The organism is Flavobacterium zhoui, assembly GCF_042787235.1.
In the GTDB taxonomy this organism is placed as follows: Bacteria; Bacteroidota; Bacteroidia; order Flavobacteriales; family Flavobacteriaceae; genus Flavobacterium; species Flavobacterium zhoui.
Window position 1 is genome coordinate 134,388 of the sequence record NZ_JBHZPY010000011.1, and the last position, 19,113, is coordinate 153,500.

12 protein-coding genes are annotated in these 19,113 nt (G+C 34.9%); 6 read left to right on the top strand and 6 right to left on the bottom strand.

The features are described from left to right. Positions 1-7: 7 nt before the first annotated feature. Both ACFX5F_RS12890 and gldJ read right to left on the bottom strand, forming a co-directional pair. A complete protein-coding gene (locus tag ACFX5F_RS12890; RefSeq protein ID WP_379852409.1) occupies positions 8-1,291 on the bottom strand; it encodes a UDP-N-acetylmuramoyl-tripeptide--D-alanyl-D-alanine ligase in 1,284 nt (427 codons plus the stop codon). Positions 1,292-1,350: 59 nt separating this feature from the next. Then, positions 1,351-3,030, bottom strand: a complete 1,680-nt coding sequence (gldJ, locus tag ACFX5F_RS12895) for a gliding motility lipoprotein GldJ (RefSeq protein ID WP_379852410.1) — start codon at positions 3,028-3,030, stop codon at positions 1,351-1,353. Between the two features lie 199 nt (positions 3,031-3,229). On the opposite strand from gldJ, the gene porU reads away from it, so the two are divergent. From porU to ACFX5F_RS12920, 5 genes are all read left to right on the top strand, one after another. Beyond that, positions 3,230-7,060 (top strand): type IX secretion system sortase PorU, encoded by a 3,831-nt coding sequence (gene porU / locus ACFX5F_RS12900; protein ID WP_379852411.1) that lies wholly within the window; start codon positions 3,230-3,232, stop codon positions 7,058-7,060. A 38-nt stretch (positions 7,061-7,098) separates the two neighbouring features. After that, positions 7,099-8,268 (top strand): type IX secretion system outer membrane channel protein PorV, encoded by a 1,170-nt coding sequence (gene porV, locus ACFX5F_RS12905; protein ID WP_379852412.1) that lies wholly within the window; start codon positions 7,099-7,101, stop codon positions 8,266-8,268. Positions 8,269-8,348: 80 nt separating this feature from the next. Continuing rightward, the gene (gene cdd, locus ACFX5F_RS12910; RefSeq protein ID WP_379852413.1) at positions 8,349-8,831 is read left to right on the top strand and encodes a cytidine deaminase; all 483 of its coding nucleotides are present in this window, start codon (positions 8,349-8,351) and stop codon (positions 8,829-8,831) included. A gap of 144 nt (positions 8,832-8,975) precedes the next feature. After that, positions 8,976-9,974, top strand: coding sequence for a pyruvate dehydrogenase (acetyl-transferring) E1 component subunit alpha (gene pdhA, locus ACFX5F_RS12915; RefSeq protein ID WP_073210253.1), 999 nt, complete (start codon positions 8,976-8,978; stop codon positions 9,972-9,974). Between the two features lie 7 nt (positions 9,975-9,981). Continuing rightward, positions 9,982-11,658: a dihydrolipoamide acetyltransferase family protein gene (locus ACFX5F_RS12920; protein WP_379852414.1), complete on the top strand. Its 1,677-nt coding sequence runs from the start codon at positions 9,982-9,984 to the stop codon at positions 11,656-11,658. Between the two features lie 56 nt (positions 11,659-11,714). On the opposite strand, the gene ACFX5F_RS12925 is transcribed toward ACFX5F_RS12920, so the two are convergent. Next, on the bottom strand, positions 11,715-12,947 hold the full coding sequence (locus ACFX5F_RS12925; protein ID WP_379852415.1) for a glycosyltransferase: 1,233 nt from the start codon (positions 12,945-12,947) through the stop codon (positions 11,715-11,717). A 121-nt stretch (positions 12,948-13,068) separates the two neighbouring features. Between ACFX5F_RS12925 and ACFX5F_RS12930 the strand changes: the two genes are divergently transcribed. After that, the gene (locus tag ACFX5F_RS12930; protein WP_379852416.1) at positions 13,069-13,650 is read left to right on the top strand and encodes a MiaE family protein; all 582 of its coding nucleotides are present in this window, start codon (positions 13,069-13,071) and stop codon (positions 13,648-13,650) included. Positions 13,651-13,721: 71 nt separating this feature from the next. On the opposite strand, the gene ACFX5F_RS12935 is transcribed toward ACFX5F_RS12930, so the two are convergent. The 3 genes from ACFX5F_RS12935 to ACFX5F_RS12945 form a co-directional block, all read right to left on the bottom strand. Then, positions 13,722-15,593, bottom strand: a complete 1,872-nt coding sequence (locus tag ACFX5F_RS12935) for an OmpA family protein (protein ID WP_379852417.1) — start codon at positions 15,591-15,593, stop codon at positions 13,722-13,724. A gap of 18 nt (positions 15,594-15,611) precedes the next feature. Then, positions 15,612-16,529 (bottom strand): PorP/SprF family type IX secretion system membrane protein, encoded by a 918-nt coding sequence (locus ACFX5F_RS12940; protein ID WP_379852418.1) that lies wholly within the window; start codon positions 16,527-16,529, stop codon positions 15,612-15,614. 63 nt (positions 16,530-16,592) lie between these two features. Continuing rightward, positions 16,593-19,113, bottom strand: a 2,521-nt coding sequence (locus ACFX5F_RS12945; protein ID WP_379852420.1) for a T9SS type B sorting domain-containing protein, incomplete at its 5' end; no start/stop codon positions are given.

Below are 19,113 nucleotides of genomic sequence, written 5' to 3' on the forward strand. Positions count from 1 at the left end.
TTCGTTACTACAGGAAATCTAATGTTCGCTCCAAAGCCATGCCCCTAGAACCTTTTATTAAAACAGTACTATTTTCAATTTTAGTTTCCTTTAAACGACTTGAAAAGGCATCAAATGTCTCATAAAAATGAAAATTATTTTTATCAATTCTATTGTCATAAAATGCTTTACCAATAAAGTAACTGGTTACATTTTTTTCATTCAAAAGCATTGTTACAATTGCTTGATGCTCATTTTGACTTTCCTGCCCCAACTCAAACATATCCCCCAAAATCATAATCTTATTTGGATTATCTAACTGCAGGAAATTTTCGATTGCAACATTCATACTACTTGGATTAGCATTATAAGCATCCAGAATAATTTGGTTAGTTCCTTTAGTTAATAATTGCGATCTATTGTTCTCAGGAATATAACTTTCCAGCGCTTCTTTAATTGCTAAATCCGCTACATCAAAATACTTTCCTATAGTTAGTGCCGCATTTATATTATTAGCATTGTAAAGACCTATTAAACGAGATGAAATCGTAAAATCAGAATGACGGATTACCACAAAAGGGTTTGCTTTTACTTCCGTAATATTTACATCAGCTGTTTCATTATTTATTCCAAAACAAAATGATTTTAATATTTTTGCTTTTTCAACTTGAATTGGATCTTCTAAATTTATAAAAGCCAATTTCTCATTCTTCAAAAGATATTGATACATCTCGCTTTTCCCTTCAATCACACCTTCTACTCCACCAAATCCTTCTAAATGCGCCTTGCCAAAATTAGTGATATAGCCATAATCCGGCTTGGCTAATTCACATAGAAATTCAATTTCCTTTTTGTGATTGGCACCCATTTCTACAATTCCTATTTCAGTTTCTAAATTAAAAGAAAGCAAAGTCAATGGCACACCAATATGGTTATTTAAGTTGCCAACGGTAGCTTTGATTTTATATTTTTTCGATAGAACAACAGCTATAAGTTCTTTTGTAGTTGTCTTCCCGTTACTACCTGTAAGAGCAATAATAGGTAATTTTAGATATTCCCGATGAAACTTCGCTAATTCCTGAAGCGCTACTAAACTGTCTTCAACTAAAATAGTTCTTTGGTCAATGAAATATGCTTCATTATCAATTATCACAAAAGACGCTCCTTTTCGTAATGCTTCTTTAGCAAAAGTATTGGCATCGAAACGCTCCCCTTTTATGGCTACAAATAAGGAATTGGGCTCAATTTTACGAGTATCTATTGAAACTGATTTACACTTTAAAAATAAATTATGAATGCTCGCTATATTCATTTAAAACTGATTTAAAAAAAAGCCCTAATGAAAGGGCTTTGATTATTATTTATGAAAAATTAATTTCTTGCTGATTTCTTTTTGTCCGATTTAGCTCCGACTCTTGACATGGCACATCTAAATCCGATATAATCGGTAGCCATATCCTGAGGAAAGTATCTTCTTTGAGCTGGATCTAACCAATAAGCTCTATCTCTCCAAGACCCACCTTTATAAACTCTAACTTCATCGTTTATTAAAGTAGTTCTTTTGCTTGATTTATCATATTTTCTAACCATCTTCCCTAAACTGTCAGTTGTTACATTGTGTTTAGGAGAATTGTACATGATTTTTTCCTCCTTTTGTTTTTCGTTCTCTGCTTCAGATCCAAAATTATAATATCTTGTAGATTGTTTATCACCGTCTCTGTAATCTCTATTATCGCTTTTATCAAAATTTTGTCTCAAATATGTTTCTTGTTCATCAACTGGAACTTGAGCAATTTGTCCTGGGAAATTTCTAGCCATCACTCTTCCATTACTCAACGTATCGTATTTCATATTATCTTTGGTAACGATTTCAACCTTACCATCAGCCCCAATTTTATTTTTAGTGTATTGATTTCCTCTAAAATAATTAAAATCATTAGATTCATTATCAATAATTGGTCTGTAAACATCTTGAACCCATTCGGCTACATTTCCAGCCATATCATACAATCCAAAATCATTTGCTGGATAGCTTTTTACTGCATTAGTAATATCAGCACCATCATCAGACCAACCGGCAATACCACCATAATCTCCATTTCCTTGCTTGAAATTGGCTAATTGGTCACCCTTACTTTGTCTTTTTCCTGAACGAGTATAATCTCCTGACCATGGATATTTTTTCTGTCCTTTGTAAATATTATACTCTCTTTGCCCTACATCTGCTGCAGCTGCATATTCCCATTCTGCTTCAGTTGGAAGTCTGTATTCTGGAAGAATAATTCCAGAAGAACGTTGTGCATATATATTTTTAGCTTCTGTGACTTTACCATCTTTCCCAGCTTTAGGCGCTCTCGCTCCTTTCTTACCTTTTAAAACAATCTCTTCATTTCCGCCATAAGTTGATGTAGGACTATTTAAATAAGTTTCAGTACTAAAAGAACTTTCAGCGGTTACATCTTGAGTTTTAGCATTTTTCTTAAGATACCCATTTTTTTCTAAAACAGCTTCATTTACACGATCTGTTCTCCATTTACTAAATTCAACTGCTTGAATCCAGTTTACACCAACAACCGGATAATTAGCATAAGATGGATGTCTCAAATAATTATTAGTCATCGTTTCATTATAACCTAATCTATTTCTCCAAACTAAAGTATCTGGTGAAGCACCTTCGTATATGTTTTTATAATTTTCTTCTGTTGGTGGGAATACTTGTTTTAACCAATCTAAGTATTCTAAATACATGAAATTTGTTACCTCAGTCTCGTCCATATAAAAGGACTGAACGTGTTGTTGCGTTGGCGTATTATTCCAGTCATGCATAACATCATCTTGTACTTTACCCATTGTAAATGTACCACCTTCAACAAAAACCAAACCAGGTCCTGCTTCTTGTTTTTTACTTTTTGAACCTTTCTTACTATCCACATTCCATCCGGTAGCCCTTGACGCATTTTTGGAACTAGATTTTTTACTGCAACTAGCCAAACCTGCAATCATTAGTATTGACATTATCAATCGAAAGGCCAAAATTTTGTTTAGTTTCATACTCTTTAGTAGGTAATAATTTTAAAGTGACGCAATATAACAATTAACCATTAACTTGCAAAATGCTTTTTTAATAAAGTTTATCAAAAAATCATATTACAAAAACGCAAATTTATAATATTTATTATTTACAATTACACTAAATGATTTATTTTTACTCATTCGTAATAATTCAGTCTCAATCCCGTTAAAAAACACAATGAGAAAAACACTTCTAGTTTATTTATCTCTAATCCCATTTATCTCTTTTGCCCAAATTAACGGCAACATTACCATTGAATGGTTAGAAAAAAAAGAAATTTCTTTTGGGGATATCGTAATGAACGCTCCTCAATTTATCGGTGAAAATTATTATTATGACGTCTCAAAAAAAGCAATTACTTATTCTTTAAAAATAGCAGAACTTGGTTCTTTAAACAATAATAATATTGAAATTACCAACGTTATTTACGAACCCGTTTCAGCATCTTACCTTGGCGATTTAGACCCGAAAAACATACCCGAAACACCTGATGCCTACTTAAAAACAACGACTGCCCGAGAACTTAAATACACCTTTCTTGTGCTTTCCCCGATAGTAAAAGACAACTTTGGGTTCAAGCGGATTAAATCGTTTTCTTATAGTACAAAAAGTAGTTCTTCTAGAATTTTACAATCCAATAAAAGCACAAACATTATTTCTAATTCCATTTTAGCTTCAGGGGATTTTTATCAATTTTACATAGAGAAATCTGGTGTTTATAAGATTTCTAAAAGTTTCTTACAACAGTTAGGATTAACCACAAGTGGCATTGATCCAAAAAAAATAAAAATCTATGGCAATGGGGGAAAAATGCTCCCATTATCAAACAACACCTACTATCCTTCAGATTTAACTGAAAACGCTATTGAAGTTATAGGAGAAAACGATGGTGTATTTAATGAAGACGATTATATCTTATTTTATGGGGAGGGATTAGATACTTGGAATGAAGAAAGTCAAACCAATATTAATTTATACGATACAAAGTCTTACTATTATGTAACAGTTCAAGATACCGAAGGAAAAAGAATGGCACCGATGAATCAGCCTGCAGGAAACAGCACAATCACCATAAACACCTTTGATGACCGACAATATCATGAAACAGATCTTGTAAACATCTCACATTTGGGCAGACAATGGTTTGGCGAATCCTTTGACATAAATCAAGAACAAGAATTTGAGTTTAATTTTCCAAACGTCGAGCTATCTTCTGCAATTAAAATAAAGGCTACAGTAGCTTCGGCAGCTTTTGCCCCTACCTCGTTCAAAATATCAGCAAACGGACAAGAAATAGGAAATATCCCTTTTCCCGCTTTAAACACAAATTCAGATACCGAATTTAATACCGGATCGTTACCAAGCAACGTCACTTTCACTGCTTCCGAAAATGTAAAAATTAAATTAACGTACAATAACAACGGGGTTCCAGGATCAAAAGGATATCTTGATTTTATCCAGCTTATCGCCAAAAGAAAACTTCAAGGTTACGGAAAGCAATTTCATTTTCAATATGATTTATCAAATTCTAGTTTAGGAGTTGCAACTTATTCTATCGCAAATTCTGCAAGTATTCCTGAAGTTTGGGATGTTACAGACCTATATAATGTAACCAAAGCTGAAAACCCAAATCAGAGTACGTTTAGTTTTAAATCAAATCTAGGTGAGCTTAGAAAATATATTGCACTTGATACGTCAGATTATCTTACACCTTTAAAAAGTACCAAAACTAAAATTGCCAATCAGAACTTAAAAGGAACAATTTTCAAAAATGCTCAAGGTCAATTTCAAGACATTGATTATGCAATTATATCTCCCGCTTTTTTAACAAATCAAGCAGAAAAATTAGCCGTTTTTCATCGTTCGAAATCAAATTTAAATGTAAAAGTAATCTCTCTTGAATCTATTTATCTAGAATTCTCTTCAGGTAAACAAGATATTTCTGCTATAAGAAATTGCATCAAATATATTTATGAAAATGCCTCAACCCCTGAGAAACGTATAAAATATGTAAATCTTTTTGGAGACGCCTCATATGATTTTAAAAACCGAATTGCCAATAACACCAATATTGTTCCTATATACCACGCCTTAAAAAGTAATACATCTGGCGAAGCTTCATTCGCTTCTGATGATTTTTATGGATTGATGGATTCAAACGAAGGAAATATTGTTTCCTATTTTGGAGGAATCGACATTGCTGTTGGAAGAATGCTTGTCAATGACAACAAGCAAGCTGATGAAATGGTAAATAAAATAATCGAATACCATGACTTAAAATCTTACGGCAGTTGGAGGAATAATATTGTTCTAGTTTCTGACGATTCAGATAGAACATCGGATGCCAGTTTACAGAACCGACAAAATAGTTTAGCAGATGGTATTGCTTCAGAAAAACCTTTTTTAAACGTCACTAAAATACTTTTAGACTCTTATATCCAAGAAGCATCAGCTGGTGGCTTCCGATATCCAAAAGCAAGAACTGACTTTTTTAATGCTTTCGAAAAAGGGGCATTAATATTTAACTATTTGGGACATGGCGGAGAAGATGGCTTATCCAGCGAACGCATTTGGGAGAAATCTGATGGCCAAAACTTAAGCAATCAATATAAATATCCCTTATTCATAACTATAACTTGTGAATTTTCTCGTTTTGACAATCCGTCCAGACCTACCGCAGGCGAATATACGTATTGGAACCCAAAAGGAGGAGCAATTGCTATGATTACAACCATAAGAGCAATAGGACAATATAGCGCCGAAAATTTCAATGATGTATTATCCAAAAACTTATTATCGTATGGTTCAAACCAATATACATCTATTGCCGAAGCTTTGCGCATCTCTAAAAACAGCAACCCAAATTCAGCAACCAATGTAGTTTTTTACATAGGTGACCCAGCCTTGATGCTTGCCATACCAAAACCAAAAATAAGTCTTACAAAAGTTAATGACATTTCAATATCGCAATCCATTGATGACTTCAAATCATTATCTAAGATAAAATTGACCGGCGAAATCACGGATGAGAATAACAATTTATTAACAACCTATAATGGTGAACTTTCCACAACTGTTTTTGATAAAATCATTGCAAGAACAACTTTCAATAATGACGGCAATAGTGCTCCACTAAATTTCAATGTATTAGGAGAAACAATATTTAGAGGAAATGCATCAGTTACAAATGGCAAATTTGAATTTAGTTTTGTCGTTCCCCGAGACATCCGTATTCCATTAGCCAACGGAAAAATCAGTTTTTACGCAAAAAAAAATCAATTTTTAGAAAATGAAACCGGCTATAATACAAGCATCAAAGTGGGCGGAATAAATGAAAATGCAGTCGCAGACAATATTAGTCCAAGAGTTAAGTTATATATGAATGACGAAACTTTTGTTTCGGGAGGCACAACAAATGAATCTCCTTTCCTTCTTGCTTTTCTTGAAGATGAAAACGGCATAAATACAGCCAGCGGAATAGGTCATGATATTGTTGCAATATTAGATGGCGATGTGAATAATCCTTATATACTAAACGATTATTACCAAACAACATTAGATGATTATACTAGTGGAACACTTCGATTTCCACTACATAATTTATCATTAGGCTTACATACAATCACATTCAAAGCTTGGGATGTTTATAACAATCCCATTATAGTCGAAATTCAGTTTATAGTAGTTGGTGATGAAACCATAACATTGACGCACGTATTGAACTACCCCAACCCATTTGTCAATTACACGGAGTTTTGGTTTACGCACAATAGACCTTACGAAGCTCTTGAAGTTCAGGTTCAAGTTATGACAATAACAGGAAAAGTGGTCTGGACTAAAAATCAGATCATTACCACCGATGGGTTTTTATCTAAAGATATTACTTGGGATGGCAAAGATGACTTTGGAAGTAAAATTGGAAAAGGAGTTTACATATATAAACTTACCGTAAAATCTAATTTGACTAATAAAAAGACTGAAAAGTACGAAAAACTTGTAATACTTTAATAAAATATTATATTTGTCCAATCAATTTTTATATAAAAATGAAAAAAATAGCTTTACTTTTTATCTGTTTTTTTATAATTTTTCTTGCAAACGCGCAGGATAGAGTTATTACAACAGGAGTTCCGTTTTTATTAGTTTCTGCAGATGCAAGAGCTGCAGGTATGGCTGATGTGGGAGTTTCATCTTCTGCAGATGCCTTTTCACAACAGTGGAATCCGGCTAAATATGCCTTTGCAATAGACAAACAAGGTTTTTCCGTGAGTTACACTCCTTATCTTACAGATTTAGTAAATGATATTTCGTTGGGACAATTGACTTATTACAACAGATTTAACGAAAAAAGTGCCTTTGCAGCAAGCTTGCGTTATTTCGGCTTAGGTAACATCGAATTGCGTGAAACTGGCAATCCGGACGAAGTACCCAGAATAGTTTCTCCAAATGAATTTGCCTTTGACGGTTCTTATTCATTAAAACTAAGTGAACGATTTTCTATGGCAGTAGCAGGGCGTTACATTCATTCCAGCTTAAAAGTCGCATCTGATAATGGTGATGCAACACCAGCCAGCTCATTCGCGGTTGATGTAGCAGGATTCTATCAATCTGAAGAAATTGCTTTTAACGAATTTAACGGAAGATGGAGAGGCGGATTTAACATCCAAAATTTGGGTCCAAAAATAAGTTATGACAACGATGAATTTAGTACTAATTTTTTGCCAGCCAATTTAAAAATAGGAACTGGTTTTGATTTCATTTTTGATGACTATAATAAAGTAGCTTTAAATCTGGAGTTTAATAAATTATTAGTGCCAACTCCACAAAATCCAGATTTAAACGGAGACGGAACGGTAACAACTGAAGAACGTGCACAAAATTTTGAAGATTATCGCTCTATCGGATGGGTTTCAGGTGTCGTTAAATCATTTGGAGATGCTCCGGATGGTTTTGGAGAGGAATTAAAAGAATTCACGTATGCCGCAGGTGCTGAATATTTATATCAAGATTCATTTGCAATGAGAATGGGATATTTTCACGAAAGCCCACAAAAAGGGGCACGTCAGTTTTTCTCGCTTGGAGCAGGATTTAAATACAATATCGTAAAAGTAGATGTATCTTACTTATTCTCAGCCTCGAAAGTCAAAAATCCATTAGAAAACACCCTTAGATTCTCCCTTACTTTTAATTTCGGTGACAAGTACGATGAATATTAGTAGTATTAAAAATTTTAAATAACTATAAATCCAAATTTCAACTTGATGAGATTTGGATTTTTTTTCCTCAAAAAAAAAGAATGAAAGAAATTTCCATAACAACTCAGTTCACAGTTTTCGATTCAGTTAAAGAATTACCAAAAGATGTTTACAGCCTAATGGAAGAAGCCGTCGCCATAAGAAAAAAAGCGTACGCACCTTATTCAAAATTTAGAGTTGGCGTAGCCATACTTTTAGACAACGGACAAATTATTCTAGGTTCAAACCAAGAAAATGCCGCTTATCCTTCAGGACTTTGTGCAGAAAGAGTCGCTGTTTTTTATGCTGGATCAATCTATCCGGAAGCAAAAATTTTAAAAATGGCAATTACTGCCGCTTCAGATACGAACAAGACCACTACTCCCATTCCTCCCTGCGGTTCCTGTAGACAATCTATCGCAGAATATGAAATAAAACAAGACATCCCAATAGAAATTTACTTTATGGGAGAAGAAGGCGAAGTAAACAAATCAGCATCCCTAAAAAATTTACTTCCATTCATGTTTGACAAAAAATTCCTTTAAAAAACCCAAAAACTACTCTATAAATTTCACTTCTTAGTTGTAATGTCTTATTTTTGCTTTTCGCAAATTTGTGTGAGGAAACTATTTTGCGTTATAAGTAACATTTTATAACACAATAACGCTTAAGCAAAAGAAAAAATCCAAATGAAAGAAGTTACAAAAGAGGTTTATTTAAAGTGGTATGAAGACATGCTGCTTTGGAGAAAGTTTGAAGACAAACTTGCAGCATTATACATTCAACAAAAAGTTAGAGGATTTCTACACTTATACAATGGTCAAGAGGCAGTTCTTGCTGGTGCTTTACACGCAATGGACTTGTCAAAAGACAAAATGATTACTGCATATCGAAATCACGTACAACCAATAGGAATGGGTGTTGATCCAAGACGCGTAATGGCAGAACTTATGGGTAAAGTTACCGGAACCTCAAAAGGTATGGGTGGTTCTATGCATATTTTCTCAAAAGAACACCGTTTTTATGGTGGACACGGAATTGTAGGAGGTCAAATTCCAGTAGGAGCCGGATTGGCTTTTGCAGATAAATATTTTGAAACTGGGGGAGTTACTATGACCTATTTTGGTGATGGTGCCGCTCGTCAAGGTTCATTACATGAAGCCTTTAATATGGCGATGTTATGGAAACTTCCAGTCGTTTTTATCGTAGAAAATAACGGTTACGCTATGGGAACTTCTGTAGAAAGGACTGCTAATCATACTGATATTTGGAAACTAGGTTTAGGGTACGAAATGCCTTGTGGACCAGTTGACGGAATGAATCCCGTTAAAGTTGCCGAAGCAATGACAGAGGCTATTGATAGAGCTCGTCGTGGTGACGGACCAACATTCCTCGAAATGAAAACTTACCGCTATAGAGGGCATTCTATGTCTGATGCGCAATTATACCGCACGAAAGATGAAGTGGAAGAGTACAAAAAAATTGATCCAATTACTCAAGTTTTAGATGTAATTAAAGATCAAAAGTATGCTACAGAAGAAGAGATTGAAGCTATTGATCAGCGAGTTAAAGATTTGGTTGAAGAATGCGTAAAATTCGCTGAAGAATCACCTTATCCTGAAATCCAACAATTATACGACGTAGTATACGATCAAGAAAACTATCCATTTTTACCTCATAAACTATAAATCAATTATGGCAACAATAATAACAATGCCTCGTTTGAGCGATACGATGACGGAAGGAACGGTAGCGGCTTGGCTAAAAAAAGTAGGTGACAAAATCAGCGAAGGTGATATCCTAGCAGAAATTGAAACGGACAAAGCAACAATGGAATTTGAGTCTTTCAATGAAGGAACTCTTTTATATATAGGTATCCCAGAAGGAGAAACTGCACCAGTAGATTCTTTACTGGCGATTATAGGAAATGAAGGCGAAGATGTTTCCGCTTTAATAGCTGGAAAATCGACTCCTGCAACTCCTGATACGGCTGAAGCTAAACCTGAATCTAAAGAAACAGCAACTGCTCCTGATGTTAAAAGTTCCGAAACTACAACTGCTACTACTCCTGTAGCAGCAACAACAATATCACTTCCTCAAGGAGTTGTGGTAGTTACAATGCCTCGTTTAAGCGATACAATGACCGAAGGAACCGTAGCAACTTGGTTGAAAAAAGTAGGAGATAAAGTTGCCGAAGGTGATATTCTTGCTGAAATCGAAACTGATAAAGCTACAATGGAATTTGAATCTTTCAATGAAGGAACATTATTATATATCGGAATTCAAGAAGGAAATTCGGCTCCAGTTGATAGTCTGTTGGCTATTATCGGACCTGAAGGAACTGACATTAGCGGTATTGCTGAAAATTATAAAACTGGAGGAGCTCCACAAGCTGCAACTGCAACTGAAGAAGCAAAACCAGCTCCAGCTGAAAAATCAGCAGAACCAATTGTACAAGAAGCATCAACGGATGGACAAAGAATTTTAGCATCGCCATTAGCAAAGAAAATTGCAAGTGACAAAGGAATTCAATTGACACAGGTAAAAGGTTCTGGTGAAAATGGACGTATCGTAAAAAGCGATATCGAAAACTTTACACCTCAAGCTACTTCTGCTCCAGTTACGGCAACATCTGCACCAGCAAAAACAGAAACTGTGGCTGCACCAAAAGTATTTGTTCCGGCAGGAGAAGTTTTCACAGAAGAAATCAAAAATTCGCAAATGCGAAAAATCATCGCTAAACGTTTGGCAGAATCTTTATTTACTGCACCTCATTATAACTTAACAATTGAAGTTACAATGGATGAAGCAATGAAATCAAGAGCGATAATAAACAGCGTTCCTGATACAAAAGTATCCTTTAACGATATGGTTATTAAAGCTTGCGCGATGGCTTTGAAAAAACATCCAAAAATTAATTCCCAATGGAAAGAAGATGCTATTACCATCAACCATCATGTGAATGTTGGAGTAGCAGTAGCTGTTGAAGATGGATTAGTAGTTCCCGTATTGAAATTTACTGATGCCATGAGTTTATCTCAAATTGGCGGAAGCGTAAGAGATCTTGCCGGAAGAGCTAAAAACAAAAAATTACTCCCAACTGAAATGGAAGGAAGTACTTTTACTGTTTCTAATCTTGGAATGTTTGGAATTGTTGAGTTCAATTCTATTATCAATCAACCGAATTCTGCCATCCTTTCAGTAGGAGCTATTGTTGAAAAACCAGTGGTTAAAAACGGTCAGATTGTTGTTGGTAATACAATGATGCTTTCCTTAGCTTGTGATCACAGAACAATTGATGGTGCAACTGGAGCACAATTTTTACAAACATTGAAACAATTTATAGAAAATCCCGTTACAATGCTTGCGTAACAATTTGATTTTTAAAATACAAGTCCCGTCATGTTATAAAACTTGACGGGATTTTTTTATTTATTTTTAGCTTCGATCCAACGAGACATGTATTTTGTACTGCTTAACGTATGATGTTGCAACATGGCTCCCATAAAGTTATTCGATCGGTGTTGATGCAAATTAGCTTGCAAAAATAGTATTTGCTTATTGAAATCTTCCACAAACAGTCCTTTTAAATAACGCTGATTGATAATAGTTAATCCGTTGTATTGGGCTTCAAGCCACCGTTTATTATCATTGTATAATTGTACTGCTACATCCGCAAACACTTGTGGGCTATCGGTAACAGCACCATTCCAAGGTAAATCACCATGCATTGATTCGGCTCCAATAGTAGTTGTTACACTTGGCGTTCCACATTGCATCGCTTCTATCAATTTTCCTTTTACACCCGCACCAAAACGCAATGGAGCTAAAACAACACGAGCCTTCGAAACCACTTCTTGTGCTTTAGCAGCACGACCTTTTATTAAAAACCCTTCCTTTGGTTGATGCAATTGCAGCACTTTTTGTGAAGGATAGGCACCATAAATATTCAAAGCAACTTGAGGAAGTTGTTTCCTAATAAGCGGCCAAATGGACTCCTTCAGATATAGAACGGCATTCCAATTGGGCTCATGAAGAAAATTTCCGATGAAAACAAATTCTTTCCTTTCTTCAAAAGGCGGGAATTGTTCGAAAGCTGATACAGTTATTGGTTCCAATAAAAAAGGCAAATAATACAGAAGTGCTTTATCGATTTTAAATCTACTTGTAAGTAACTCCATCTCAAATTTAGAAATCATTAACGATAAATCACATCTCAAAATACTGGCAATTTCTCGTTTTGCCACTTCTTCTGTCATTAAATCTGAAGTCTGAAACAAACGATTTTCTTTGAATGCTTTTTGGCGTGACAAACGTAAACAGTGCAAATCTTCGGTATCTAATAATCGCAAGGCATTTGGGCAATTCTCGGCAACTCGCCAACCAAATTGCTCTTCCATCATAAAACGATCGAACAAGACAACAGTAGGATTCAACCCTTTTATAAAGCCATCAAAACTGGCACAATTTAAAGCAATCGATTTCTTTTCAACTCCAATATCTTCCAAATCCACCATAAAATCACTGTCTTGGGCCGGACTCGCAAACGTAATGTTATATCCTTGTTCTTTGAAAAGTGAAATTAATTGCAGCATCCTTCCTCCTGCCGCAGACGAATCGGGCTCAGGCCACACAAAACCAATAATTAAAAGTTGTTGCACTTGATTCTTATTTGAATAAAATTATACGTGCAAAATAATACTATTTTAATTGCAATTCCTTCGTTTTGAATAAAAATCAGGAAGAAAACACTAATTTTGCAACTAAATAAATTTCAACATTATGCTAGGTTTAAAATTAGCCACAGACCCACGCTGGGTAAATATAGTCGAATCGAACATAGAAGAAATCTTAACAGACCATGCGTGGTGCGAGCAAAAAGCAGCATCAAATGCGATAAGTTTAGTGACTTATAATTCTGAATTAGAAGAATTGGTTACCGAAATGTTAATTATCGCAAAAGAAGAATTAGACCATCTACAATTAGTTCATAATTTAATGAAAAGTAAAGGTTTAACATTAGGCAGAGAACGAAAAGACCATTATGTAAATGAACTTTTTAAGTTCATGAAAAAAGATGGAAGCCGAAGAGATGCGTTATGTGATCGTTTATTATTTTCAGCGATGATTGAGGCGAGAAGTTGCGAACGATTTAAAGTGTTATCAGAAAACATAAAAGACCCCGAGTTAGCTAAATTTTATAGAGACCTTATGATTTCTGAAGCTGGGCATTACACCACTTTTATTGGTTTTGCCAAAAAATATGCAGATAACGTTGATGTAGACAAACGCTGGCAAGAATGGATTGACTTTGAAACTTCAATTATTGTTAAGTACGGAAAAAACGAAACCGTACATGGGTAATATTTTTGAAAATAGTTGTAAAAAAAGGATGCCCATTTTTGAACATCCTTTTTTTTTACCTTATTTGCTTGTTATTTGATGATCATGAATTCTGAACGTCTGTTTAAAGCATGTTCTTCTTCGGTACATTTCTCTTTGCAATCTACTTTTAGTTCTGATTCCCCAAAACCTTTACCTGTAATTCTTTCCCCGCTAATCCCTTTTGAAATGATATATGCGACGGTAGATTTAGCCCTTCTTTCCGAAAGGTAAAAATTGTATTCATCAGTACCTCTAATGTCGGTATGAGATTTTACATATATATTCAACTTATCATTTTGAGACATTACATAGACCAATTTATCCAATTCCGTTGCACCTTGCGGCGTAATATTACTTCTGTTGTAATCAAAATAAATTGGGTTTAATATAATTTCTGTTTCTGCGACAGTCATTTCGATCGGATCTATAAACATATCCATAGTCGTACGAACTCCTTTTTCAATCATACTAACAGGATAAGATTTAGTAACAAACCCATCTTTATAAACATCGATAGAAAATTGTTTTTGGCAATCAGTACTGTATAACGCTTCTCCTTTATCGTTAGTTATCTTTGTATCTAAAACAGTTTTATCAGCATCTAAAAAAACCACTCTGGAATTAGCTAATAATGCATTTGTTTTGGCATTTTTTACGATAGCAAGCATCTCTGATTTACATATTGGGATTGCATTATAGATATTATCTACACCCGCTCTATTACTGGATAAATACCCACTGTTTTTTTCTTTATTTAATGTAAATGAAAAATCGTCTTTTTCTGTATTGACAGGGCTCCCCATATTATATGGCGAATCATTTTTATTCAAATCCACATAAAAAACATCTAATCCCCCAAAACCCATTAGACCATTTGAAGAAAAATACAAAATGCCATCATCAGATATAAATGGAAAATTTTCATCACCCACCGTGTTTATTTTATCTCCTAGATTCTCTGGAGTTTCAAAAGTACCATCGGGATTAACTACTACTTTCCATATGTCTGTACCTCCAATTGAGCCAGGCATATTAGACGCGAAATAAAGTGTTTTCCCTTCTTTATCTATAGATGGATTACCCGTAGAATAATTTTTACTATTGAACGGTAGCGGAGTAACTGATGACCATTTTCCGCCATCCTTAACAGCCTTATACAAGCTAACTTGTCCAAATTTTAATTTTTTTGAATTATCTTTTACAAATAATTTTTGATTAAAACTTTCACTTGAAAAGTAAATCGTATTCCCATCTTTAGTCATCGTTAATGGACCTTCGTGGTAAATCGTGTTTAATTCTGAAATTGCGGTTGGTTCTGAATACGTTCCTGCTGTTTCATTGTAATCAGACTGATATAAATCTAAAAAAGGTTCGTTATTCCATCCGTAAATTTTGCTTCCTTTATCTCTTGCACTCGCAAAATAAAGAGAATTACCATAGAGAACAGCCCCAAAATTAGATTTTTCAGAATTTACAGTGATTCTATTTATATCAAATAGCTTTTCTATATTTTTTAGCTTCACAAGATAATCAGGATTATTGTTGAATTCTATTGCTCTCTGATCATTAGGTGACATGGCAGCAAAAACTCTCATTTGTTTATCGGATTCTAGATATTTACCATTTGATTTTAACATCTGCGCATAATTATAAAAGGTCTCTAAACCTTGTTTAGACTCTACTGCTTTTGAATACCATTTTTCTGCTTCAGCAGTATTAGACATATTATAATAACAATCCCCTAGTTGTTTATAAACGTAAGGGTCAGAAGTACCTTTTTCAACTAAAGACAGATACTCTTTAGCAGCTGAACTATATTCATATCTGTCAAAAAGTTTATCAGCACTCTTCGTATCTTTATTTTGTGCCATTAGTGAAATATTAATTAGCACCAAAAACAACAGTATAGTAATTTTTTTCATTAATTGTAAAGTTTAATATTAGAAAAATCTTGGAGAACGTGAAACTTTTTTAGCCGTAAATAGATCATACAACAAAATAAATTCATGAGAAGAAGGAGTGGTCACTTTCAGATCTGATATAATGTGATCGTATGCATAACCAATTCTTAATTCTGGTGTTACTGCGAAATTAACCATTCCACCAAAACTATCTTGCAATCTATAAGTGGCACCTATTTCGAATTTTTCTTTGTACAAAAAGTTTGCAGAAACATCTAAGGAAGGAGTTACATTAAATGCAGATTTCAACATCATCGAGGGTTTGAATTTTAATTCATAATTAATGTCAAATACATATCCCGCTGTTAAAAAATAATGGGATACATCTGAACCGTATTCACGACCGTTATAATCTAAATGGGCTGATTTTGCTACATTTGGAATTGAAAAAGCAACATAATAATTATCTGTATAATAAAATGCCCCTACACCTAAATTTAATGATGCGTCATTTATATCTTGACCAAAAATACCTTCTGAAGGATCCGGTAAGGAAGATTGTATATCTCTCAGACCAACTTGATGAAATGAGACACCCGCTTTTATTCCCAATGCCAATTTGCTTGTCTCATTTAATTGCAAAGTATAGGAAAAATCTCCAAACACATTCTGTTCAGTTACAGGTCCAATTTTATCTGATATAAAAGACAAACCCAGTCCAACATTATTACCAACTGGCGCATGTCCAGAAAAAGTAAAAGAAGTTGGAGCATCTTCTATATTAACCCATTGCTTTCTATACAATGCTCCAAAAGAAATACTTTCTTTCGAACCTGCATAAGCAGGATTAACGACATTCATATTATACATATATTGGGTATAATGAGGGTTCTGTTGCGCATTTGAATCTATATAGGCAATAAGAACTAAAAGAGAGGTCAAAAATATTTTATTCATATCTATTTGTTTTTTCGTTTTATTCGTCCAAAAGATATTCATGGACTTCAAAAATAAATTAATTTATTGTTTTTCTCTGATTAGATATATCCAACCTGTTTTTGATTGACCTTCATTAAGCTCAATTACATAATAATATGTTGCACTAGGCAGATCATCGCCTTTATCTGACTGTCCTTTCCATTGGTCTGTATAATTCGATTGACTGTAAACCTTTATACCATATCTATCATATATCTGCAGTTTTTTCACATCCATTAATCTTAAATCGAAGTTATCATTCGCTCCGTTACCATCAGGCGAAATTCCTTTTTGAATATTACAAGTTATAGTTTCAACTGTTACTCCTTTTATAGTTTGACAACCTGTTGAAGTTGATGTTACTGTTAAAGTATAATTTAAAGGAAAAATTTCTTTTTCAGAAGTTGAAGCAATCAAATTCGAAACATTAAAAACATTAGAATTTGTTCCTACAGTTATACCTGCACTATCTTTCCATTCATAATCAACATTATTAGGATCATATGAATTAGACAATGGAGTAGCTGTTAACACATAATCTTTATCTACACACTCTCCGTTAATTTCGAATTGAATTTGTTGAGGAATTGGTCTTATTGTCAAAGCCGCACCCTTAATATCACAAGTGGTATTATTCTTATATCGGACGCTTATTGTATATGTACCTGAGGCAACGTTTATGAAAACAGGACTGTCTTGAAACCCATTTCCAATACTGTACTCAGCGCCTGTTTGACTGACAAAAGTGATTTCTCCAGTTGAATTAGTACAAGTTGGTTGTTTATTCGTCGTTGCCGATGGTATTGCCGGAACTGCAGTGATACTTAGAACAACTTTAGTTCTGGCTGCGCTTAAACAATTTCCAACGGAAGATTCTGCAAAATATGTTGCCGTCCCCACACCTACTTGAGTAGGACTTGATACAACAGTTCCTCCTACTGCGGCGGTATACCATGTAATTGTATTCCCAGTAGCTGTTGCTGTCAAAGTTTGAGTGGTTGTTCCATTTGCGCAAACTGTCTGATCGTTAGCTATTGGATTTGGAACTACACCTACAATTGTTAAAGTAACAGCTGCACGAGTGCTACTAGAACAAAGTCCGTTTGAAGATTCAGCATAGTAAGTAACTGTACCAACACCTACTTGCTTAGGATTTGGAACTAGACTTCCTCCAATAGCAGCAGTATACCATGTTACTGTATTACCAGTAGCTGTAGCTGTTAAAGTTTGGGTTGTTGTTCCGTCTGTACAAACTGTCTGATTTCCGCCACTAGTTGGGACAACAGGTCTCTGATTTAAAGTTAAAGTTACTGCAACACGTGAGCTGCTAGCACAAGCTGTAATATTGTTTACTGCTTCTGCGTAATAAGTTACCGTTCCTAATGAACTTAAAGTAGGGCTAGCTACTACATTTCCGCCTGCTGCTGCATCATACCAAACTATTAATTCACCTGATTGTGCTGTAGCACCAGCGGTTAAAGTCTGAATTGGCGTATTAGCACATACCATTTGATTGCCTCCACTTACAGGAACAACTGGTAATGGATTTATTGTTAAAGTTACTGCAGTACGGGAAATACTCATACAAGGTGTTGAATTACTATCCGCTTCTGCATAATAAGTAACAGTACCTAATGAATTCAATGTTGGGTTTGAAACTACGTTTCCTCCAGTAGCTGCATCATACCATACCACTGTTTCTCCAGCTTGAGCCGATGCAGTGGCGGTTAAGGTTTGTAATGGAGAAGAAGCGCATACTGTTTGACTACCTCCGCTCGTTGGAGCAACTGGAGTAGCATTTAAAGTTAAAGTTACTGCAACACGTGAGCCGCTAGCACAAGCTGTCGCATTGTTTACTGCTTCTGCATAATAAGTTACCGTTCCTAAGCTATTTAAAGTGGGATTCGTTACTTTATTTCCTGCTGTTGCTGCATCATACCAAACTACTGATTCTCCTGTTTGAGCTGTCGCTCCAGCAGTCAAAGTTTGAATTGGAGTCGACGCACATACCGTTTGATCTCCAGTGCTTGTTGGAACAAGTGGTTTTGGATTAATAGTTAAGGTTACTGAAGTTCGAGAGTTGCTTACACATGGTGTTGTGTTTTTCACCGATTCAGCATAATAGGTAATTGTTCCTAATGCACTTAAAGAAGGATCTGATACTACGTTTCCTCCAGTTATTGCATCATACCAAACTACTGTTTCTCCTGCTTGAGCTGAAGCCACAGCCGTTAATGTTTGAATTGGTGAGGAGACACATACCGTTTGATTCCCTCCACTTGTTGGAACAATTGGTGTTGGGTTTAAAGTTAATGTAACTGAGACACGGGAAGTACTTGCACAAGATGTCGCATTGTTTACTGCTTCTGCGTAATAAGTTACCGTTCCTAAGCTATTTAAAGTTGGATTCGTTACTTTATTTCCTGCTGTTGCTGCATCATACCAGACTACTGATTCTCCTGTTTGAGCTGTCGCTCCAGCAGTCAAAGTTTGAATTGGAGTCGACGCACATACCGTTTGATTGCCTCCACTTACAGGAACAACTGGTTTTGGATTAATAGTT

Coding starts and splice junctions, on each gene's coding strand:
- ACFX5F_RS12930 (WP_379852416.1), top strand. CDS start 13,069: ATGCTAGGTTTAAAATTAGCCACAGACCCACGCTGGGTAAATATAGTC.
- ACFX5F_RS12935 (WP_379852417.1), bottom strand. CDS start 15,593: ATGAAAAAAATTACTATACTGTTGTTTTTGGTGCTAATTAATATTTCA.
- gldJ (WP_379852410.1), bottom strand. CDS start 3,030: ATGAAACTAAACAAAATTTTGGCCTTTCGATTGATAATGTCAATACTA.
- porV (WP_379852412.1), top strand. CDS start 7,099: ATGAAAAAAATAGCTTTACTTTTTATCTGTTTTTTTATAATTTTTCTT.
- ACFX5F_RS12940 (WP_379852418.1), bottom strand. CDS start 16,529: ATGAATAAAATATTTTTGACCTCTCTTTTAGTTCTTATTGCCTATATA.
- porU (WP_379852411.1), top strand. CDS start 3,230: ATGAGAAAAACACTTCTAGTTTATTTATCTCTAATCCCATTTATCTCT.
- pdhA (WP_073210253.1), top strand. CDS start 8,976: ATGAAAGAAGTTACAAAAGAGGTTTATTTAAAGTGGTATGAAGACATG.
- ACFX5F_RS12920 (WP_379852414.1), top strand. CDS start 9,982: ATGGCAACAATAATAACAATGCCTCGTTTGAGCGATACGATGACGGAA.
- ACFX5F_RS12890 (WP_379852409.1), bottom strand. CDS start 1,291: ATGAATATAGCGAGCATTCATAATTTATTTTTAAAGTGTAAATCAGTT.
- cdd (WP_379852413.1), top strand. CDS start 8,349: ATGAAAGAAATTTCCATAACAACTCAGTTCACAGTTTTCGATTCAGTT.